The organism is Oerskovia sp. Root918, assembly GCF_001428945.1.
GTDB classification, from domain to species: Bacteria; Actinomycetota; Actinomycetes; order Actinomycetales; family Cellulomonadaceae; genus Oerskovia; species Oerskovia enterophila.
In genome coordinates this window covers 81,417-100,670 of record NZ_LMJG01000017.1, presented here as the reverse complement: position 1 = coordinate 100,670, position 19,254 = coordinate 81,417, and the positions used below count along the sequence as shown (strand labels likewise).

The window sequence follows — 19,254 nt, the reverse complement described above, 5'->3', positions numbered from 1 at the left end:
CTCACCCCCAAGGACACCTCCCATGACCGCGACCGCACTGGTCTTCGCCGGGCTCGCCGCAGTGATCCACGTCTACATCTTCGTGCTCGAGTCCGTGTCCTGGACGTCCCCCCGGACCCGGGCCACGTTCGGGACCACCGAGCAGGAGGCGCAGGCCACCCGCGAGCTCGCGTTCAACCAGGGCTTCTACAACCTGTTCCTCGCGGTCATCACGGCGATCGGGATCGTCGTGATCGCGACCGGGAGCACGGGCGTGGGCGCGGCCCTCGTCCTGAGCGCGACGGGCTCGATGGTCCTCGCGGGGCTCGTGCTGATCGTCTCGTCGCCCGCCAAGGCGCGCGCCGCGCTCGTCCAGCTCGTCCCGCCCGCGATCGCGGTCGTGCTCCTCGTGATCGCCCTGGTGTCCTGACCGCGGGCAGTCCCGCACCCACCGACCACCCCACCTGCCCGGACCACCGCGCGCCGCACCGGCCCACCCGGCCGGAGCGGCGCCGTCGGGCATGCCGTACAGAACAACGACCGAAGGACCGAGAGACCCTCATGACCTCCTCCACGCAGATCCAGCTCGTCGCCCGCCCCACCGGCTGGCCCACGCACGACGACTTCCGCACCGTCCAGGTCGAGCTCCCCGAGCTCGCCCCCGGCCAGGTACGCGTCCGGAACGAGTTCGTGTCCGTCGACCCGTACATGCGCGGGCGCATGAACGACGTGAAGTCGTACACCCCGCCCTACGCGCTGGGCGAGACCATGACGGGCGGCGCCGTCGGGCGCGTCGAGGCCTCGACGGCCGAGGGCTTCGCGGTCGGCGACGTCGTGCTGCACCAGCTCGGATGGCGCGACGTGTCCCAGGCCGACGCCGCCGCGTTCCGCGTCGTCCCCGAGATCCCGGGCGTCCCGCTGTCCGCCTACCTGGGCATCCTCGGCATGACGGGGCTCACGGCCTACGTCGGGCTGCTCGAGATCGCGGGCCTGCGCGAGGGCGACACCGTGTTCGTCTCCGGTGCGGCTGGAGCCGTGGGCACCGCCGCGGGCCAGATCGCGCGCCTCAAGGGCGCGGGGCGCGTCGTCGGATCGGCGGGAACCCCCGAGAAGGTCGCGCTCCTGACCGAGCGCTACGGCTACGACGCGGCGTTCAGCTACAAGGACGGGCCGGTCGCCGACCAGCTCGCCGTGGCCGCGCCCGACGGGATCGACCTGTACTTCGACAACGTCGGCGGCGAGCACCTCGAGGCCGCGCTGGGCGCGTTCAACGACTTCGGCCGCGCGGCCCTGTGCGGCGCGATCTCGCAGTACAACGAGACCGAGCCCGCGGTGGGCCCGCGGAACATGGGCAACATGGTGACGCGCAGCCTCATGCTCAAGGGCTTCACGATCGGCAACCACCTCGAGCACTTCCCCGCGTTCTCGCGCGACATGGGCGCCTGGCTCCAGGCGGGCGAGGTCGTGTTCGACGAGACCGTGGTCGACGGGATCGAGAGCTCGGTCGACGCGTTCCTCGACCTCATGCGCGGCGCGAACACGGGCAAGATGGTCGTGCGCGTCTGAGGTTCTCCGGCCGGCCTCGTGCCGGCCCGGCCCGGGGCCGCGCCTAGAACGCCACCGAGTGCGTCCTGAGCGCGGCCTCGTCGCGTGCGGTCCGGGCACCCGCCGGACCGCCGCTCCCCTGGTCCCCCTGCCCGACGGCGCCACGCGCCCCGACCGGTCGCGTCACCCCGCGCTGGTCGAGGATCGGGCGCACGCCCTCGGCGAACCAGTGCGCCTCCTCGAGGTGCGGGTAGCCCGAGAGCACGAACTCGTCGAAGCCCGCCTCGTGGTATTCCTGCACGAGGTCGGCGACCTCCTCGTGGCTGCCCACGAGGGACGTCCCGGCCCCGCCGCGCACGAGCCCCACCCCCGCCCACAGGCCCGGGTGCACCTCGAGCGACCGCGAGCGGCCGTCGAAGCGGTCGCCGTTGAGCGCGGCCATGCGCCGCTGGCCCGTCGAGGACGACGAGCGGAACTGGGCCTGCGCGGCCGCGACCTGCTCGGGCGACCACGCGTCGAGGAACTTCTCGGTGACTCCCCACGCCTCGGCCGACGAGTCGCGGCTGATGGTGTGCAGCCGGATGCCGAACCGCAGGGTCCGGCCCCGCTCGGCAGCGAGCTCGCGCACCCGGTCGATCTTGGCCTTGGCCTGGGCGGGCGGCTCGCCCCACGTGAGGTAGACGTCGGCGTGCTCGGCCGCGACGGGCAGCGCGGCCTCCGAGGAGCCGCCGAAGTAGATGGGCGGCGCAGGGTCCGGCGGCACCGGGACGCGACCGTCGCGGATCCGGTAGTGCTGCCCGTCGAGGTCGAGCGGCTCGCCCGAGAACAGCCCACGCACGACGGCCAGGAACTCGGCCGTGCGCGCGTAGCGCTCGTCGTGCTCGAGCCAGTCGCCGAACCTGCGCTGCTCGCTCTCGTCCCCGCCCGTCACGACGTTGAGGCGCACGCGCCCGCCCGAGAACCGCTGGAGCGTCGCGGCCATCTGCGCGGCGAGCGTCGGCGACACCAGGCCCGGGCGGAACGCGACGAGGAAGTGCAGCCGCTGCGTCTCGCGCAACAGCGCCGCGGTCGTCAGCCATGCGTCCTCGCACCAGGTCCCGGTCGGGGTCAGGACGGCCTCGTAGCCCAGGCGGTCGGCCGTGCGCGCGACGTCGGTGAGGTAGTCGAGCGTCGGGGCGCGGAAGGCCTGCGCCGTCCCGGGGGTCGTCGCGGCGTGCGAGGACCCGACGACGGTGCGCCCGTCCCCCGACGTCGGCAGGAACCAGTGGATCGCCGCGGTCATGTCTCCTCCGTCCGGCGCGAACCCTCCTGTGGACGGTCCTCGTGGGCCCGGCGGGCCGTTCGGTCGAGGAGGTCGCGGGTCGCACGCGTCGGCGGACCGTAGGCCGCGACGAGGGGCCGGTCAAGCCGTTCGCGGAAGCTCTCGCGGGCTGGGACGGGGTGTGCGCTCACCCAGGAATGCGAAGGCCACGATCGCGAGGCCCACGTAGAGCGGCACGAGCAGCAGGAGGTCAGGGCTCGCCAGGTCGACCTCGACCCCCGTCCCCCGAGCCGACAGCACGACCCGGTTGACCGTGAGGAAGGCCAGGTGGGCGCCGACGCACGTCCACACGCTCGCGGTCCGGCTCGCGTCGCGCGCGTAGGCGAGCATGAGCCCGAACACGGCGAGCAGCAGGGCGTACGAGACCGGGTCCTCCCCCGGAGGGACGACGCCCCACGGGAACGGCTCGACGCCCAGCAGGCGCGTGAGCCCTGCGCCCACGACGACCGACGTCGAGGCTGCCGCCAGGAACAGGGCTGTCGTGACCACGATCGCGACCCAGCGCGGATACCGGGACCAGAGCGTCGTGAGCACGTAGCCGCGGAGCGAGATCTCCTCCGGCACGGCCTCGTAGAGCAGCGCGATGAGCGCGTTGGTCACGAGGAAGAGAAGCAGGTCTCCGGCCGCGATCGCACGCCAGGTCACCCACCCCGCTGCGGTCGCTCCGCCCAGGACGACCAGGGCCGCAGCCAGGACGACGCCGAACCCCAGCACCGCCGTCCGGACCGCGGTGAGCGGGCCGACCAACCCGATGCCGCGCAGCGGACGGCCGTCGACCCGGCGCCGGAGGAACAGGATCGTCGGGACGACCAGCGACGTCACGAGCAGCGCGGGGACGAGTCGGGCGAGGAACCCGTCGAGTCCCCAGAGCTCTGCCGCCGCGATGCCGAGCGCGACCGAGGCACCGAGCCCGACCCCCATGACGGCGGCGCCGAGCACCGCGCGGGCGAGCGCGTGCGGGAGCGGCGGTTCGGTGGAGACGGGCGAGTCCCGACGGGCGGGCGTGGGCGGTTCTCGTCGGCCCGGCGCAGGAGGCGTGGCGCGTGCGGCCACCGGGGTCGCGGCATCGGCCGGTCGAGGGGTCCTCGTGCTGGGCGTGGTGGGATCCGCGTCGTCGGGGGCCATCGGTCCATCCTGCCGTCGGACCGGTGCGCCACGCCAGGCCGCTTCAGGGGCGACGCGCGCTCCTCCCCCGCAGGAGGGAGACGTGGTCCGTCGCGGGCCGGTGCCGCGGAGCTCCGGGACCCGCAAGAATCGTCCGCATGGTCATCGCCGCCCGGGCCCCCGGGTCCACCGCCCCGCCGCCGTCCTCCGGTCCCGACGGCACACCCGGACGCTTCCGGGGGGCAGGAGCCGCCGGTCCCGCCGGTGCCGGGACCGTGCGCGGGGGCTGGCGTCCCTGGGTCTTCCCGGGCGTCCTCGCGCTGCTCGTGGGGCTGTTCGCGATGATCACTCCCTTCATGTATCTCGAGGGAGCCCCGCCTGGCCTGTGGGGCGACACCCTCGCCACCATGCCGCTGATCAAGCCGGTCATGGAGCTGGGCAGCCTGAGCGCGACCATCGGGGTCCTCCTCTCGCGGCGTTCGCTCGGTCTGGCCTGTTCTCTCGCTGCCTGGCCCTTCCTCCTGGCGCCACTCGTCGCGACCTTCGTCTGGTCCTGGTGGCTCGCGCTGCTCGCGATCGCCGTGGTCTGCGCGTACGACGGGTGGCGACGGGCGGTCGTACCGTTCGTCCTCGCCGTGGGAATCGCCGCGGGGTACTGCCTCACGGGCATCTACGCGCTGCTCCCCGTCGGCCCGGTGACCCCTGGAGACGGGTCCAGCGGGTTGACGTTCGTCCTTTACATCGTCTACTCGGTCGCCGTGCTGGTCACGAGCGCTGCGATCGGCGCTGGCCGCCGTGCCAGGCTCCGCACGGTCGCAGCCAACCGCGCGTCCGAGCAGGCGCACGAGGTCGAGACCGTCGCGCTCGAGCGGGCCCGGATCGCGCACGACCTGCACGACGTCGTCGCGCACCACATCTCGCTCGTCGCCGTCCGCGCGGAGTCGGCACCGTACGTGCACCCGTCGATCGACGCCGAGTCCCGGGTCGTGCTCGCGGAGATCGCCGACGACGCCCGGCACGCGCTGGGAGAGCTGCGCCAGGTGCTCGCGGTGCTGCAACGCACCGAGGGTGCCGACCGGGCCCCGCAACCTGGGTCCGGTGACATCGTGGCGCTCGTGGACGCCGCCCGCTCGGCCGGGCAGCAGGTGAAGGTCGTCGGTGACCTGCCGGTGCTGCCGTCAGCCCAGGGTCTCGTGCTCTACCGCGCGGTCCAGGAGTCGCTCACGAACGCGCGTCGCCACGCCCCGGGGCAGCCGGTGACGCTGACGCTCGGGACGGGAGCGGCGCCGTCGGGCACGGACCAGTTGTCAGAACTGAGCCGGGCGATACCCCGGGCAATTTCTGACAACAAGTCCCCGCTGGCGGGCTCCCCCCAACCCACCAGTGCGTCCGACGCCGCAGCCGACACCGCTCCCCCTGAGCCCACCGGCACCCCCGGCACCACCGCTAGCGCCGAGCCCACCGGCATCTCCGGCGCCGACAGCACCACCGGCACCCACAGCGCCTCGGCCACGCTGACCGCCCGCATCTCCAACCCCCTGGTCCCCCGCACGTCGCCCGCCGCCCCCGGCCGCGGACTGCTCGGGATGCGCGAGCGCGTCGAGTCGATCGGTGGCTCGCTCACCGCGGGCGAGGAGGGCGGCTCGTTCGTCGTCGAGGTCTCGCTGCCGGTCCACGCACCGGAGCACGTTGGCGCCCCGGAGCTCACAAAGACCACGCCTACGACGCTCGCCACACCGAGCGACGCACCCGCGCCCGACATGCCCCACGGAACCGACGCACCCGACGGGACCGGCGCATGACCCGCGTCGTGGTCGCCGACGACCAGCCCGTGGTCCGCTACGGCTTCGCCGCGATCCTCGACGCGGCCGACGACATCGACGTCGTCGGGTCGGCGGGGAACGGGGCCGAGCTGCTCGACGTCGTCGCCGCCCACCGGCCCGACGTCGCTGTCGTGGACGTGCGCATGCCCGTCATGGACGGGATCGCCGCGACGGCCGAGATCTGCGCACGCCACCCCGGCACGAGCGTCCTCATCCTCACGACGTTCGACCTCGACGAGTACGTGTTCGACGCGCTCCAGGCCGGGGCCTCGGGCTTCCTGCTCAAGGACACCCCGGCTCCCCGGCTGGTCGAGGGTGTGCGTCTCGTCGCGGACGGCTCGATGCTCCTGGGACCGACCATCACGCGCCGCCTGGTCGGCGACTTCGCGCAGCGCACGACCCGGGCCGCCCCCGGGATCGAGAACCTCACGGGCCGCGAGCGCGAGGTGCTGCTCACGGTCGCCCGCGGGCTGTCGAACGCGGAGATCGGTGCCGAGCTGTTCATCACCGAGCAGACCGTGAAGTCGCACGTCTCCGAGGTGCTGCGCAAGCTCGCGTGCCGCGACCGGGTGCAGCTCGTGATCGCGGCGTACGAGTCGGGGCTGGTCGGGCTGTCGGAGCGAGCCTGACCTCGACGCCGCGCCGCGCCGGTCCGGGCCCGACCCCTGGTGCGGGCGGCCGCCCACGTCGATACTGGCCGGGTGCGCCGCACGTCCTCGAGCAGGTCGCGGGTCGCCGTCCTCATGGGCGGCGGGCTGCTCCTGGGCGCGCTGAGCGGGTGCGTCGCGGGAAACCCGCCACCGACCAGCACCTCGGTCGCGCCGAGCGCGCCCTCGGCGGGCAACACTGCACCGGCACCCACCCCCTCGAAGCGCTCGCCCCCGGCGCCGCAGGCCCTTCCCGAGCCGACCACCGCGTCACCGGAACCCGGCGTGCCCGAGTTCAGCGCCGCCGTCGGGCCGGTCACTCCCGAGCTCGCAGAGCGCATGACGCCCACGTCGTGGCGCGAGGGCTGCCCCGTCGCTCTCGCCGACCTGCGCTACCTGACCGTGTCCCACCGGACGTTCGACGGGGGTGTCGCGACGGGCGAGCTCGTCGTGCACGCCGACGTCGCGGACGGTGTCGTCGAGGTCTTCCACGACCTGTTCGACGCGGGCTACCCGATCCGGTCGATGCGGCTCGTCGACGACTTCGGGGGCGACGACGACGCCTCGATGGCTGCCGACAACACCTCGGCGTTCAACTGCCGCCCGGTCGCGGGCACGGACCGGTGGTCCGAGCACGCGTACGGCCGCGCCCTGGACCTCAACCCGGTCGAGAACCCGTGGGTCTCGGGCGACGCGGTCGAGCCGCCTGCAGGAGCCGAGTTCGCGTCGCGCCCTGCAGTCGCAGGCGTGATCGCGCCCGACGACGCCACGGTCCGCGCGTTCCTGGCCGCCGGGTGGCAGTGGGGCGGGTACTGGACCGGGCCGGTCGACCATCAGCACTTCTCGACGACCGGGACATGACGTCCTCACGGGCACTCGATCGTCCCTGCGCCCAGGCGGTGCAGCAGGCCGACCGACCGACGATGCACGCACATCGGCAGATGGCTCCTACGATGAGCCGTGAGTTCCGACTGGTTCGACCTGGCCACCCAGGGCACCGAGAGCGGTGAGCTGGCCCGGTCGATCGACTGGTCCGCCACCTCGATCGGCGCGCCCGACACCTGGCCCAAGACCCTGCGCGCCGCCGTGCGGCTGTGCTTCAGCACGCGCTTCCCCATCTTCATCGCCTGGGGCCCCGAGCTCCTGATGATCTACAACGACGGCTACCGTCCCATGCTCGGCGAGGACAAGCACCCGGCAGCGATGGGCGCCCCGGCGAGCGCCGTGTGGGCCGAGATCTGGCCGGAGATCGAGCCGCTGTTCGACTCGGTCCTCGCCACGGGCGTCCCTACGTGGTCCAAGGACCAGCCCCTGCTCATGAACCGCTCGGGGTACGACGAGGAGACGGCCTTCACGTTCTCCTACAGTCCCCTGCGCGACGAGGAGGGCACGATCTGCGGCGTCATGGACGTCGCGACCGAGACCACCGACCACGTGGTCGACGCCCGGCGCCTCCAGACCCTGGGCACCCTGACCGCTGCGCTCCAGCGGCTGCAGGGCGACGTGGACGAGCTCGCGGCTGCGACGGTGGCCGTGCTCGGACGCAGCCAGGACGTGACCCGGGCGGACCTGTACCTGGATACCTCGGCCGGGCTCGTACCCTTCGCCTCGACGCACGAGCGTCACGACGAGTCGGTCCCACCGCACGTCCTGCGCGAGGTCGCCGACCGGCGCCGCCTGGACCACGTCGGCAACGCGCTCGTCGCACCTCTCGCTGCGACGCGCGACCGCGTCGCCGCGGGCGTCATCGTCCTCGAGGGCAACCCGCACCGGCCCGACGACGACGCCCAGCGCTCGTTCCTCCAGCTCGTGGCGTCCGCGGTCGGCACGGCGCTGAGCAGCACGCTCGCCCAGATCCGCCAGGTCGACGAGCTGCGCACGGTCGCGAACGCGCTCCAGGACGCGATGCTCCCCGACGACCCGACGGCCCCCGGCTGGCACACCCGCTACCGCCCGGCAGACGACAGCCTGCTCATCGGTGGCGACTGGTACGACGTCGTCGACCTGTCGGACGGGCGGTTCGGCCTGGTCGTCGGCGACTGCGTGGGCAAGGGCCTGCGTGCTGCCGCCGTCATGGGTCAGCTCCGCAGCGCGAGCCGCGCCCTGCTCCTCGAGAACCTCGGTCCGGCCGCGACGCTCGAGGGCCTCGACCGCTTCGCCCGGACGCTGCCCGGGGCCGAGCTCGCGACCGTCCTGTGCGCGATCGTCGACGAGAACGCCCGGACCATCACCTACTCGGCCGCAGGTCACCTGCCACCGCTCGTCGTCAACAAGGCCGAGACGTGCTGGCTCAACGACGGTCGGGGAACGCCGCTCGCGCTCACCTCGCTCCCTCGCCAGGAGGCCACCGCGGCGCTCGACAGCGGTGACGCCGTGATCCTCTACACCGACGGGCTGGTCGAGCGTCGCGGCGAGCACCTCTCGGAGGGCCTGCGGCGGCTCGCGGACGTCGCGCTCGCGATCCGCGAGGAGCGCCCCGCGGCCGACCTCCCGGACGCGCTGCTCGCCGAGCTCCTCTCCGGCGGCGCGCGCGACGACGTCGCGCTGCTCCTCTACGAGGTCCCCTGACGCCGCAGCTGCGCGAGCCGCACGCGCGTCTCAGGCCAGGCCGGCGTCGTGCACGCAGATCGCGACCTGCACGCGGTTCTCGGCCCCGAGCTTGTCGAGCACCCGCCCCACGTGGGTCTTGACGGTCGCGACGCTCAGGAACAGCGCCGCGGCGATGTCCGCGTTGGACAGCCCGGACCCGATCGCGACCGCGACCTCCCGCTCACGCTCGGTCAGGCGCGACAGGCGCTCGCGCGCGGAGGCCGCGCGGTCGTCGGCCGGCGCCCGCGCGACCGCGGCGATGAGCTGCTGCGTGACCGACGGCGACAGCATCGAGCGCCCCTCGGCGACGAGGCGGACCGCCGCGACCAGCTCGGCGGGCGGGGTGTCCTTCAGCAGGAACCCGGCCGCGCCCAGCCGGAGCGCGGACAGCACCATGTCGTCGGCGTCGAACGTCGTGAGCACGATGACCTTGAGCCCCGGGTCCGCAGCGCGCGCGATCTCCAGGGCCGCGAGGCCGTCGCGGCGCGGCATCCGGATGTCCATGAGGACGACGTCGGGCCGGGCGCGCGCGATCTCCGCGACCGCCGCGACGCCGTCGGCGGCCTCACCCACGATCTCGATCGACCGGTCGCCGCCCAGGATGAGGCGCAGCCCGGCACGCACCAGGGTCTCGTCGTCGACCAGGACGACCCGCAGGGGTACCAGATCGGGGGTCTCGGGGGTCACGTCCACGGGAGCCACGCTCTCACGACGAAGGACCCGGCCCCGTCGGGCGCGGCACGGAGCTCGCCGCCCGTGAGGCGGGCGCGCTCGGCGAGCCCGGTCAGCCCCAGGCCCGACGGCGGCGCACCCGACGCGCGCGAGGCGGCACCGTCGTCGGGCGCGCGGACAGTGCAGACAGTGACGAGCGGGTTGGTGACCCGCAGCACGAGCCCCTCCCCCGGCTCCCCCGAGATCCCGACGCGCACGGGCGCTGCGGGAGCGTGCTTGCGCGCGTTCGTGAGCGACTCCTGGAGGATCCGGTACGCGCTCCGGCTCGTCTGCTCCGGCAGGTCCGGAAGCCGCTCGGCCGTCGCGGGGGCGATCTCGCAGCCGACGTCGGCGTCGCCACCACCGAGGCCGCGGACCTCGTCCAGCAGGTCGGGCAGGGCGTCGAGCGTCGGCTGAGGGCGCTCGGGCACGCCCGCCGGGACGTCGGTCTCGCGCAGGACACCCAGGACCTCGCGCAGCTCGGTCATCGCGAGGTGCGCGTTGTCCTGGATCACGGCCGCGGCCGCCGACGTCTCCTCCCGCGTGAGGTCCGTGCGGTACGCGAGCGCCCCGGAGTGCATCGCGACGAGCGAGATACGGTGCGCCAGGACGTCGTGCATCTCGCGGGCGATGCGCGTGCGCTCGGTCGTCCGTGCCTGGTCGAGCCGCGCGGCCTGCTCACGCTCGGCCGTCTCGGCACGCTCGCGCAGCGAGACCAGGAGGTCGCGACGGTTGCCGATCGAGACGCCGATCGCCACGAGGAGACCGTAGACGAGCACCGAGAGCACCACGAGGACCGCGCCCCACCACGGGAGGTCGAGCGTCGGGTGCAGGGCCTCGAACGCGAGCGTCGACGCCAACCACACGATCCCGACCGCAGCGATCTCCTGCCAGCGGCGGCGCGTCGCGAGCGAGACCAGCACGATGCAGACCGCACCGAGCGCGAAGCCCGAGAACCCCGAGAGTGCCGCGAGGATCAGGGCGATCGTCAGGGGCGCGTGCCGGCTGAACGGCATCAGGACGATCGCGACGACACCCAGGAAGAGGTCGAGCAGCACGAAGAACCCCTGGCGGGCGGTCGGCTCGACCGGGATGTCCGAGAGCACGAGCCCGAAGGTCAGGAACCCTGCCCCCAGCGCAACGGCCAGGCGCCAGAGGATGCCCCAGGCGGAGCGGGGGACGTACGTGTCGGTCGGCATGCCGCGAGACTATGCGCGCGGCCCGCCGGGGCACATCGGCAGTCGGGACGACCCTGCGTCAGACCAAAGGATCAGTGCGGAGCCCGCTGGCTCCCCGGGCGGGCGGCTGGCGGCTGGCCCGTGAGTGCGGAGTTCTTGCGCGACACGCCGGGCGTTTCGCGCAAGAACTCCGCACTCAGCGCGCGATCGTCAGCTCTCGCCGTTCGCCGCACGGTAGGCGGTGAGGACCGCCTTGGGCAGGCGGCCCTTGGGGCTCACGGTGTGGCCGTTCGCGAGGGCCCACGCGCGGATCGCTGCGGTCGTCTCGCCGGGCAGCAGGTAGGCGGTGCTCTTGGGTGCCACGGCGGTGGCGGGCTCGACGGCGGCCTCAGCCTCGACGGCGGGCTCGACGACCTGCTCGGCAGGCTCGACGGCGGGCGCCGTCTCGAAGACGGGCTCTCCTGCCTGCTCGGCCGCTTCCGCGGCGACCGGCTCGGCCGGCTCGGGCGCGGTCTCGGGCTCTGCGGCAGCAACCGTCTCGACCGCGTCGACCTCGATCTCCACGACGGCCGACTCGTCGACCGACGTCGCCGACGCTGCGTCGACCTCGGTAGCCGCGACGTCCGTGTCGGCCTCGGTGGCCTCGGTGGCCTCAGCGGTCTGGGGCTCGACGGGTGCGTCGGCCACGGCGGGCTTCGCCGCGGCGACCGGCTCGGCGACCGGCACGACGGGCGCGGACTCGAGGACCGTCTCAGCAGGCTCGGACGCAGCCGCCGCGACCTCGGCAGCCGGCTCGACCGGCTTCACCGGCTCGACCTGCTTGACCGGCTCGACCTGCTTGACCGGCTCGACCTGCTTGACCGTCGCGACCTCGACGACCTCCGACTCGAGCACCTCCTCGCGCTCGAGGACCGCGATGGCGACGGGCGTCGCCGCGGGCTCGACGGCAGCAGCGGGGGCGGGAGCCGGTGCTGCGGCAGGCGTCTCGACGGGCGCCTGCTCGACGGCCGGTGCGACGGGGGTCTTCTGAGCGTCGTCGAACAGCGACGCGACGCTCACCACCGGTGCGTCCTCCGCCTTCTTCCGACGACCCTTGAACCAGCTCAGCAGACCCATGACGACCTCTCCGCGAACGATGCCCACACCGACCGATGTGCGCGCGTCAACTCTTTCACATCTCGGACGAAGGCCCCGCGGGCGCCCATGTCCTTCCGGCTGCCCTCCGGGCCCGGCGTCTCGACAGCTCGCTCGACCCGGGCACCCGGGGCGCGATGTACTGGGAACGAGCACGCCCCGCACCGCCGATCGACCACGACCCCCGCAACCCGCCAGGAGCCCCATGCCCCCGACCACCGCGCACCCCGCCGCCGACCGCGAGCGCCTCGGCCTGCACGCGGACTGCGAGAGCTGCTTCGGGCTGTGCTGCGTGGCGCTGGCGTTCACGCGCTCGGCCGACTTCCCGATCGACAAGGACGCCGGCGACCCGTGCCGGAACCTGCGTCCCGACCACAGCTGCGGGATCCACCCCGAGCTGCGTGAGCGCGGGTTCGTCGGCTGCACGGTCTACGACTGCTTCGGCGCGGGCCAGAAGATCTCGCGCTCGACCTTCGCGGGCCAGGACTGGCGCGAGCACCCGGAGGTGCGGTCGTCGATGTTCGCGCTGCTGCCCGTGCTGCGCCACGTCCACGAGCTGCTCTGGTACCTCACGGAGGCCCAGGCGCTGACGCTGGGCCACGACGAGTCGCTCGCTGCGGAGCTCACCCAAGCCGTCGAGCGGATCGACCTCCTCTCCACAGGCTCACCGGACGAGCTGCTCGCCCTGGACCTCGGGGCGCTGCGCGACGGCGTGAACCCGCTCCTGGTGCGCGCGAGCGAGGCGGCCCGTGCCCGCTCGGTGCACCAGCCGCGGGGCAGGCGCGCGGACCGCCGGGGTGCGGACCTGGTCGGGCGGCGGTTGGCGGGCGCGGACCTGCGGGGCGCGAGCCTCCGCGGCGCGCTGCTCGTGGGGGCGGACCTGCGGGGCGCGGACCTGCGCAGCGCCGACCTCGTCGGGGCGGACCTACGTGGGGCGGACCTCTCGGGGGCCGACCTCACCGACGCGCTCTTCCTCACCCAGGTCCAGGTCGACGCCGCGCGGGGCGACGCGGCCACGCGGCTCCCCGCGGGCCTGACGCGCCCAGCGCACTGGGGCGCACCGCCCGTGGCGAGGTCGCGCGCCCGGCGCGCGTGACGCCGTCGGGCAGGAGGACGGCCCGACGGCGCAGCGGCGCCCCCGGCGAGTCACCTCACCGGGGGCGCCGCTCCCGTCGGACCCGGCGTATGTCACCGGCTCGTCGAGGGACGAGCGGCGGGCGTCACGGGACCAGGACGACCCGCGTGCCCGACGCGGTCCTCGCCTCCCAGGCGGCCGCGACCTCGCGCAGGGGGACCGTGACGACGTCGACCGCGGGCCGTACCTGCGGCAGCAGCGTCGCGAGCTCGGTGATCGCAGCGACCATGCCGTCGGACGACACCGAGCCCTGCCCGCTCCCGCTGACCTGCACGTTGGTCTTGCGCAGGGTCGCCGCCGGCAGCGTGATCGTGGGCCCTGCGGTCGCGCCGACGTGCACCCAGCGCAGGAGGTGGGCGGGATCGCTCCGAGCACCCGTCACGGCCGCGAGCGCCTGCTCGGTCGGGGCTCCCCAGACGTAGTCGACCACCACGTCGACGTCGGCGGCCTCCCGGGCGAGACGTTCGGCGACGTCGTCGGCCATGAGCGGCACGATCGCGTCGGCCCCCAGGCGACGCACGGCCTCGAGCGAGGTCGCGTCACGCCCCGCGCCCACGATGCGCCGGGCCCCCAGGTGCCGTGCGAGCTGCACGGCCAGGCGGCCCGCGTTGCCCGTCGCACCCAGGACCAGGACGCTCTCGCCCGGCTGCAGGTCCGCGCGGTGCCGCAGCGCGAGCCACGCCGACATCGCAGGGTTCATGGCCGCGGCGATCGTCACGTCGTCGAGCCCGGGGGGAAGATCGACGAGGCGCCCCGCGGGGACGGCGACGAGCTCGGCCATGCTGCCGCGCGGCGCGTGGAGCCCCGCGAAGAACACCCGACGGCCGTCCTCGGTGCGGCCCACGCCGTCGAACCCGGGGACGAGCGGCAGCGCGCCGTCGCTCGTGTAGTGGGTGCCGGCTGCCCCCGACCGGACGCGCGGGTGCAGCCCGGCGGCCAGGACGTGGACCAGGACCTCGTCCGGTCCGGGCTCGGGGTCCGGCACCTCCGTGTACTGCGGTGGCCGGTCGAACGAGGTGACGAGGGCGGCGTGCACGGTGGGTCCTCTCTCTCGGTTGGTAGACGGGTCCGATGCTCGCCCGGTCGGCGGGGTGCGAGCACGACGCCCGTCAGACGGGCGCGGGCGGGACGAGCGGCGGTGCGGGTACCTGACCCGTGACGGCCCACTCGCCGGGGCGGTCGCGCAGCGCCTCGCCGATGGCCGCGACGACCGCCGACGTCACGTGCGGCTCGGTCGTGGGCGCGTGCCAGTAGCGGACGTGGACGGTCGTGCGGGCGGGCTCGACCGAGACCGTCAGGAACTCCGGGGCCGGCCGCTTGTGGACGCCGTGCGCCGCACCGACCGCGTGCAGGACGGTGGTCGCGACCTCGTCGGGCAGCGCGTCGCCGAGCCGCACCTCGACCGTGGCGCGGCGTGCGCCGAGCACCGAGTGGTTGGCGAGCGGGGCCGCGAGCACCGCGGCGTTGGGCAGGTGGACCTCGCGCCCGTCGACCGTGCGGATGACGACCGACCGGCCGTTGAGCTCCTTGACGACGCCCGTCCAGTCCATCGACTCGATCTCGTCGCCCAGGCGCACGGGCATGCGGGTCTGGAGGATGATCGCGGCCCCGAAGTTGTCCGCGATCCCCCGCAGCGCGAGGACCGCGACGATCACGACGACGATCACCGCGCCGAGGATCGGCTCGGTGCGGAAGCCCAGGAACGCCAGCGCCAGCCCGATCCCCACGAGGAGCAGGAAGTAGTGCACCACGCGGGTCGCGACCGCGAGGAGCTGCGGCGACAGCCCCTTGGTGCGGGCACCGATCGCGACGATCGCCTTGCGGGACAGGCGCGACAGGATCCAGGCGCCGAGCACCGCGAGCACCGCGAACAGGACGTCCCACCCGGTGATGTCGCTGCCGGAGAACCAGCTCGTCACGGTGTCGATCACGCGGCTCCTCCCGGGCGTCGGGGCGCGGTGCCCGCCCTGCCCCACGGGCCCGACGGCGGCACGCGCCACGTCGATGCTCGCACCCGTGGAGGGGGTCGGCATCCGGGCCGGGACCCGGGGTCCCGCTCCGCGGGGCGGACGGAGCCGGGGGCAAAGATCATCCCTCCGGGGGACAACTCCCCATTGCGCAACGTCCGCCCACCACGGAGAGTGGAGAGGTGGCCCCACGCCACACCACCCCACCACCCTTGAGGGAGCCTTCTTCGTGCGTCTCGTCCGCGGTATCGCCGTCCTGTCCGTCGCCTCCGTCGGGGTCCTCGGCCTCGCCGCCTGCTCGTCCGACTCGGACGCGCCCGCCTCGTCGTCCTCCGCCTCCGCCTCGTCCGGGTCGGACAAGGCTCCCGCCAAGGAGGCCTCGTCGGACCTCACGGCCGAGAACTTCGTCCAGCGCATCACCGACGCGCAGCTCGCCGCGGGCAGCGTCTCGATGGCCACCACGACCGAGGTCCAGGGCACGAGCATGGACATGGCGGGCGACATCGTGTTCAAGGACGGGTCGCAGAACCTCGCCATGACCATGACGGTCCCCGGCTCGGGCGAGATGCAGATCCGGTTCGTCGACAACATCTTCTACATGAACATGGGCGAGCTCAGCCAGAACAAGTTCGTCGCGATCGACCCCGCGGACGAGTCCAACCCCATGGCCTCGTCGTTCGAGGGCCTGACTGAGCAGATGGACCCCGCCGCGAGCGTCGAGGCGCTCGAGGGCGCGATCACGAGCGTCGAGAAGGAGGGCGAGCCGGTCGACCTCGACGGCGTCAAGGCCCAGCAGTACACGGTCGTGGTCGACACGACCAAGCTCACGGGTTCGATCAAGGAGCAGGCCGACGCCGCGGGCACGGCCCTCCCGGAGACCCTGACCTACCAGTACTGGATCGACGCCGACGACCTCATGCGCAAGGTCGTCATGGACGTCATGGGCACGAGCATGGAGATGACGTTCTCGAACTGGGGTGAGGACCTCGAGGTCGTCGCCCCGTCGGCCGACGAGATCTCGACCGAGCCGCTCTTCTGATCCGAGCGATCTCCTGAGGCCCTGGGCCTCGGCTGTTGCGCGCACCCGATCGCGCTCGTCTCCGTTGTGCGCACGTAGCGTGGATGTGGCCGCTGTAGTCGCTTGTGCAAGCCCGTGGGGCTCCGGTCTATGACCGCCAGAGCCCCACGGCCGCTACTTGTCAGGAGTCAACGAACCCGTTGGGCGGGGGTGAGTCCTCCCGCGCATGCGGCAGTGGCTTCGAAGACCCGGTAGTCCATGACCACCGGGCACGTGGTCGCGGTCGGTGGGCCTGTCTAGCTGTGAATGAGTTGGCTGACGCGCTGTTGGCTGATGCCGAGGGCGCGGGCGCTGTCGGCCTGGCTGATGCCGTCGTGGGTCATCTTTCGGATGGCTTCGCGGCGCATGGCTGCGGCGGCGGCGACGGCTGCGCGGGCTTCGGCTTCGCGTTCGGCGGCGACGGTCCATAGCTCACGTGCTGCTTCGGGGAGTTCGATCTCCAGTTCCACGGACACGGTCTCGGGCTCGATATCGAGGTAGAGGCCAATCACCTCTTGGGCAACGTCGCGGGCTTCTGACAGGGTGCGTGCCTGACCGGCGGTGTCGAGTTCGGGAACGTAGACGAACCACCACCGGCCGTCTCGGCGCACCTGTGCTTGATAGGTCGTGCTGCTCATGATGCTTGCTCCTTTCATCGCCAGTTCTGCGGGGCCTGGTCGAGCTTCTTGATCAGTTGTCCAACGATCCCGGCCGAGACCTCGCCGTGGCGAGGGATCGACGCCTTCTGGCTCTCGTCCGGCAGCCCCCACAACTCGTGGCTCCCCTTGCCGTCGCGCAGAAGCACCCAGCCGTTGGCCTTGAGGGCCTTGATCACGTCACGGTACTTCTGTGGCTTCGGCACGATTCTACTCTACCCCCCTCTTGTTCTTCACGTGAAGGGGGGACTAGTAACTGCCGTACGTGTCTGGGGCAGGGGCCAATCGGGACCCGACGGCGGTGCGCCGGCGCGTGGCGCCGTCGGGCCGGGTCAGTCCATGGGGCGGCGGCGCATCTGCTTGGTCGTGGTGCGCTGCTTCTTCGCCGCGAGGCGGCGCTCCTGCGAGCCGCGCGTAGGGCGCGTCGCTCGCCGCTGGCGCGCGGGCGGTGCGAGGCCCTCGGCGACGAGCGCCGCGAGCCGGGTGCGGGCGGCCGCTCGGTTGCGGAGCTGTTCGCGGTGCTCGGAGGCCACGACCGTGAGCACGTCGCCGACGAGCCGCTTGTCGAGGCGCTCGCGCAGGCGGGTCCGCTGAGAGTCGCTCAGGACGACCGACGCGGCGACGTCCCACGAGAGCTCGACGCGCGAGTCCGTGGTGTTGACGCCCTGGCCACCCGGGCCCGAGGCGCGCGAGAAGCGCCACGCGAGCTCACCCTCGGGGATCGTCAGGGCAGGGCTCACCGCGAGACCTCGGTGCGGGGCGACGGACACGAGACCATCATCCCGGTTCGGGCGGGGCTCGGCGTCCTCGTCACCAGGACGCGCGTCCTGCCCGACGGCGGCGCTCGCCTCAGGCGCTCGCCGCGCCCACGCGTCCCTCGGCGCGGTCGCGGATCCCGCGCAGCATGCCGGCGCTCATGACGAAGCTCACGGGCTGGACCGGCTCGACGACCGCCCCCGCCCACCAGCGCGTGTACCCGTAGCGCTCGCGCACGATCAGGCGCGTGCCCCCGTCGGGGGCGGGACGCAGCACGAACGACCAGCTGAAGTCGTAGGGAGGCGCGGACGCCTCGACCGGGCCCGCGCCTCGCAGCACCAGGTGACGCTCGGGGACCATGGCGGCGACGCGCAGCGCGAGGTCGGGATGGAGCCGGACGTCGTCGCCCACCGCGAGGCGCTGCCACTGCGGGTCGATCCGGTCGGCGTTCTGGATGTCGCAGCCGACGAGGTTCTCGAGCCACTCGTAGCTGTAGAAGCCGCCCCTGCCCTGGCCGAGCTGGACGAGCCAGCGCCACACCTCGTGCGGCGGGGCGTCGATGCTGACCGCCCGGGTCGCGACGGCCTCGGCCTGCGGGACGATCTCGTCGCCCGGGAGCACGTCGGACGGCTCGCCGTCCCTGGTCCCCCAGGTCATGGTCAGACGCCGGGTCAGGAGAAGGGCGCCGATCACGGTCGCTGCAGCGACCGTCCTTCTGACGAGCGGACGCATGGCACTCTCCTTCGGCGGGGGACCTCGGACCGTCTCGATCGTCCCATCTCACCGGACCCCTGGACCGCGCTTGTGACGGATCGCACAAGCGGCCCCGGCCCCCCGGAGACCGGCTCCGTGGAAGCCGCCGTCAGGCGATCCCGCCGTTGGCGTACAGGACCTGACCGTTGACCCAACGGGCGGGGCCGGCGAGGAACGAGACGACCTCGGCGATGTCGTCGGGGACCCCCAGACGTTCGAGGGGCGCGGCCTGCGCCAGGCCCGCGACCTGCTCGTCCGACTTCCCGTCGAGGAACAACGGGGTCGCCGTGGGGCCGGGCGCCACCGCGTTGACCGTCACGTCGCGTCCGCGCATCTCCTTGGCCACGACGAGCGTGGCCGCGTCGACGGCCCCCTTGGTCGCGGCGTAGGCGCTGTAGGTCGGGAACGCGAGGCGGGTGACCGACGACGAGAAGCTGACGATCGCCCCACCCTCCCGAACTCGGCGCGCGGCCTCGCGCAGGACGACGAACGTCCCGCGCACGTTGGTCCGCACCATGCGGTCGAAGTCGTCGAGGTCGAGCTCGACGAGGGGCGCGAGGAGCATGACGCCGGCCGTGTGCACCACGACGTCGGCTCCCCCGTGCTCGGACTCGGCGTGCGCGAAGAGCGCGGCGACCTGCTGCTCGTCGGCCACGTCGGCTTGGAAGGCCGTCGCGGTGCCGCCCGCGGAGCGGATCGTCGTGACGACCTCGTCCGCCCGGGCCTTGTTGCCCGCATAGGCGACGACGACCGTCTGGCCGTCCTGGGCCAGGCGCTCGGCGACCGCTCGGCCGATCCCGCCCGAGGCTCCGGTGACGATCGCTACGCGGTTCGTCGGGTGGACTTCCTGATTAATGGACATGTGATCCATATAACGCTGGATATGGACAGTGTGTCAA

General features: G+C 73.2%; 20 protein-coding genes. 8 read left to right on the top strand and 12 right to left on the bottom strand.

Annotated features, from left to right (window positions below):
- Positions 1-22 precede the first annotated feature (22 nt).
- Together ASE27_RS18765 and ASE27_RS18760 are read left to right on the top strand one after the other, a co-directional pair.
- Positions 23-409 (top strand): DUF1304 domain-containing protein, encoded by a 387-nt coding sequence (locus ASE27_RS18765; RefSeq protein ID WP_056654240.1) that lies wholly within the window; start codon positions 23-25, stop codon positions 407-409.
- A 131-nt stretch (positions 410-540) separates the two neighbouring features.
- Positions 541-1,545 (top strand): NADP-dependent oxidoreductase, encoded by a 1,005-nt coding sequence (locus tag ASE27_RS18760; RefSeq protein WP_056654238.1) that lies wholly within the window; start codon positions 541-543, stop codon positions 1,543-1,545.
- Between the two features lie 43 nt (positions 1,546-1,588).
- Here ASE27_RS18760 and ASE27_RS18755 read toward each other — a convergent pair whose 3' ends face one another.
- Complete coding sequence (locus ASE27_RS18755) at positions 1,589-2,806, bottom strand: LLM class flavin-dependent oxidoreductase (protein ID WP_082609136.1); 1,218 nt, start codon at positions 2,804-2,806, stop codon at positions 1,589-1,591.
- A 120-nt stretch (positions 2,807-2,926) separates the two neighbouring features.
- Positions 2,927-3,970 (bottom strand): CPBP family intramembrane glutamic endopeptidase, encoded by a 1,044-nt coding sequence (locus ASE27_RS18750; RefSeq protein ID WP_056654234.1) that lies wholly within the window; start codon positions 3,968-3,970, stop codon positions 2,927-2,929.
- A 137-nt stretch (positions 3,971-4,107) separates the two neighbouring features.
- Here ASE27_RS18750 and ASE27_RS18745 point away from each other — a divergent pair, with 137 nt between their 5' ends.
- The 4 genes from ASE27_RS18745 to ASE27_RS18730 all read left to right on the top strand — a co-directional run bounded on the left by ASE27_RS18745 (position 4,108) and on the right by ASE27_RS18730 (position 8,987).
- Positions 4,108-5,751, top strand: a complete 1,644-nt coding sequence (locus ASE27_RS18745; RefSeq protein WP_056654229.1) for a sensor histidine kinase — start codon at positions 4,108-4,110, stop codon at positions 5,749-5,751.
- Entirely contained in the window at positions 5,748-6,401 is a 654-nt protein-coding gene (locus ASE27_RS18740) for a response regulator transcription factor (protein ID WP_056654226.1), read from the top strand. Before ASE27_RS18745 ends, ASE27_RS18740 begins: the two co-directional genes overlap by 4 nt.
- Before the next feature lie 72 nt (positions 6,402-6,473).
- Positions 6,474-7,280, top strand: coding sequence for a M15 family metallopeptidase (locus ASE27_RS18735; protein ID WP_056654224.1), 807 nt, complete (start codon positions 6,474-6,476; stop codon positions 7,278-7,280).
- A 99-nt stretch (positions 7,281-7,379) separates the two neighbouring features.
- Positions 7,380-8,987 (top strand): PP2C family protein-serine/threonine phosphatase, encoded by a 1,608-nt coding sequence (locus ASE27_RS18730; protein ID WP_056654220.1) that lies wholly within the window; start codon positions 7,380-7,382, stop codon positions 8,985-8,987.
- Between the two features lie 30 nt (positions 8,988-9,017).
- Here the strand turns inward: ASE27_RS18730 and ASE27_RS18725 are convergent, their stop codons facing one another.
- The 3 genes from ASE27_RS18725 to ASE27_RS18715 form a co-directional block, all read right to left on the bottom strand.
- Entirely contained in the window at positions 9,018-9,701 is a 684-nt protein-coding gene (locus tag ASE27_RS18725) for a response regulator transcription factor (RefSeq protein WP_235535498.1), read from the bottom strand.
- Complete coding sequence (locus tag ASE27_RS18720; RefSeq protein ID WP_056654217.1) at positions 9,692-10,918, bottom strand: sensor histidine kinase; 1,227 nt, start codon at positions 10,916-10,918, stop codon at positions 9,692-9,694. The genes ASE27_RS18725 and ASE27_RS18720 overlap by 10 nt, the downstream gene beginning before the upstream one ends.
- A 189-nt stretch (positions 10,919-11,107) precedes the next feature.
- Positions 11,108-12,013: a histone-like nucleoid-structuring protein Lsr2 gene (locus ASE27_RS18715; protein ID WP_157257712.1), complete on the bottom strand. Its 906-nt coding sequence runs from the start codon at positions 12,011-12,013 to the stop codon at positions 11,108-11,110.
- A 223-nt stretch (positions 12,014-12,236) separates the two neighbouring features.
- Here ASE27_RS18715 and ASE27_RS18710 point away from each other — a divergent pair, with 223 nt between their 5' ends.
- Complete coding sequence (locus ASE27_RS18710; RefSeq protein WP_056654212.1) at positions 12,237-13,127, top strand: pentapeptide repeat-containing protein; 891 nt, start codon at positions 12,237-12,239, stop codon at positions 13,125-13,127.
- Between the two features lie 124 nt (positions 13,128-13,251).
- Here ASE27_RS18710 and ASE27_RS18705 read toward each other — a convergent pair whose 3' ends face one another.
- Together ASE27_RS18705 and ASE27_RS20510 are read right to left on the bottom strand one after the other, a co-directional pair.
- Positions 13,252-14,202, bottom strand: a complete 951-nt coding sequence (locus tag ASE27_RS18705; protein WP_056654210.1) for a zinc-binding alcohol dehydrogenase family protein — start codon at positions 14,200-14,202, stop codon at positions 13,252-13,254.
- Positions 14,203-14,275: 73 nt separating this feature from the next.
- Positions 14,276-15,199 (bottom strand): mechanosensitive ion channel family protein, encoded by a 924-nt coding sequence (locus ASE27_RS20510; protein ID WP_056654207.1) that lies wholly within the window; start codon positions 15,197-15,199, stop codon positions 14,276-14,278.
- Between the two features lie 163 nt (positions 15,200-15,362).
- Between ASE27_RS20510 and ASE27_RS20505 the strand changes: the two genes are divergently transcribed.
- Complete coding sequence (locus tag ASE27_RS20505; protein ID WP_056654204.1) at positions 15,363-16,172, top strand: LppX_LprAFG lipoprotein; 810 nt, start codon at positions 15,363-15,365, stop codon at positions 16,170-16,172.
- A gap of 275 nt (positions 16,173-16,447) precedes the next feature.
- Here ASE27_RS20505 and ASE27_RS18690 read toward each other — a convergent pair whose 3' ends face one another.
- The 5 genes from ASE27_RS18690 to ASE27_RS18670 form a co-directional block, all read right to left on the bottom strand.
- Positions 16,448-16,828 (bottom strand): hypothetical protein, encoded by a 381-nt coding sequence (locus ASE27_RS18690; RefSeq protein ID WP_056654201.1) that lies wholly within the window; start codon positions 16,826-16,828, stop codon positions 16,448-16,450.
- Between the two features lie 14 nt (positions 16,829-16,842).
- Positions 16,843-17,052 (bottom strand): type II toxin-antitoxin system HicA family toxin, encoded by a 210-nt coding sequence (locus ASE27_RS18685; RefSeq protein WP_056654197.1) that lies wholly within the window; start codon positions 17,050-17,052, stop codon positions 16,843-16,845.
- Between the two features lie 126 nt (positions 17,053-17,178).
- Positions 17,179-17,586, bottom strand: a complete 408-nt coding sequence (gene arfB / locus ASE27_RS18680) for an alternative ribosome rescue aminoacyl-tRNA hydrolase ArfB (protein ID WP_235535497.1) — start codon at positions 17,584-17,586, stop codon at positions 17,179-17,181.
- 109 nt (positions 17,587-17,695) lie between these two features.
- Complete coding sequence (locus ASE27_RS18675; protein ID WP_056654192.1) at positions 17,696-18,334, bottom strand: SRPBCC family protein; 639 nt, start codon at positions 18,332-18,334, stop codon at positions 17,696-17,698.
- Positions 18,335-18,464: 130 nt separating this feature from the next.
- Positions 18,465-19,226: an SDR family oxidoreductase gene (locus tag ASE27_RS18670; RefSeq protein ID WP_235535496.1), complete on the bottom strand. Its 762-nt coding sequence runs from the start codon at positions 19,224-19,226 to the stop codon at positions 18,465-18,467.
- Between the last annotated feature and the right edge of the window lie 28 nt (positions 19,227-19,254).

What these genes read in the sequence shown, in the direction of transcription:
- ASE27_RS18720 (WP_056654217.1), bottom strand. Translation starts at nt 10,918, where the DNA reads ATGCCGACCGACACGTACGTCCCCCGCTCCGCCTGGGGCATCCTCTGG.
- ASE27_RS18765 (WP_056654240.1), top strand. Translation starts at nt 23, where the DNA reads ATGACCGCGACCGCACTGGTCTTCGCCGGGCTCGCCGCAGTGATCCAC.
- ASE27_RS20510 (WP_056654207.1), bottom strand. Translation starts at nt 15,199, where the DNA reads ATGCCGACCCCCTCCACGGGTGCGAGCATCGACGTGGCGCGTGCCGCC.
- ASE27_RS18710 (WP_056654212.1), top strand. Translation starts at nt 12,237, where the DNA reads ATGCCCCCGACCACCGCGCACCCCGCCGCCGACCGCGAGCGCCTCGGC.
- ASE27_RS18740 (WP_056654226.1), top strand. Translation starts at nt 5,748, where the DNA reads ATGACCCGCGTCGTGGTCGCCGACGACCAGCCCGTGGTCCGCTACGGC.
- ASE27_RS18675 (WP_056654192.1), bottom strand. Translation starts at nt 18,334, where the DNA reads ATGCGTCCGCTCGTCAGAAGGACGGTCGCTGCAGCGACCGTGATCGGC.
- ASE27_RS18715 (WP_157257712.1), bottom strand. Translation starts at nt 12,013, where the DNA reads ATGGGTCTGCTGAGCTGGTTCAAGGGTCGTCGGAAGAAGGCGGAGGAC.
- ASE27_RS18670 (WP_235535496.1), bottom strand. Translation starts at nt 19,226, where the DNA reads ATGGATCACATGTCCATTAATCAGGAAGTCCACCCGACGAACCGCGTA.
- ASE27_RS18755 (WP_082609136.1), bottom strand. Translation starts at nt 2,806, where the DNA reads ATGACCGCGGCGATCCACTGGTTCCTGCCGACGTCGGGGGACGGGCGC.
- ASE27_RS18760 (WP_056654238.1), top strand. Translation starts at nt 541, where the DNA reads ATGACCTCCTCCACGCAGATCCAGCTCGTCGCCCGCCCCACCGGCTGG.
- ASE27_RS18690 (WP_056654201.1), bottom strand. Translation starts at nt 16,828, where the DNA reads ATGAGCAGCACGACCTATCAAGCACAGGTGCGCCGAGACGGCCGGTGG.
- ASE27_RS18745 (WP_056654229.1), top strand. Translation starts at nt 4,108, where the DNA reads ATGGTCATCGCCGCCCGGGCCCCCGGGTCCACCGCCCCGCCGCCGTCC.
- ASE27_RS18750 (WP_056654234.1), bottom strand. Translation starts at nt 3,970, where the DNA reads ATGGCCCCCGACGACGCGGATCCCACCACGCCCAGCACGAGGACCCCT.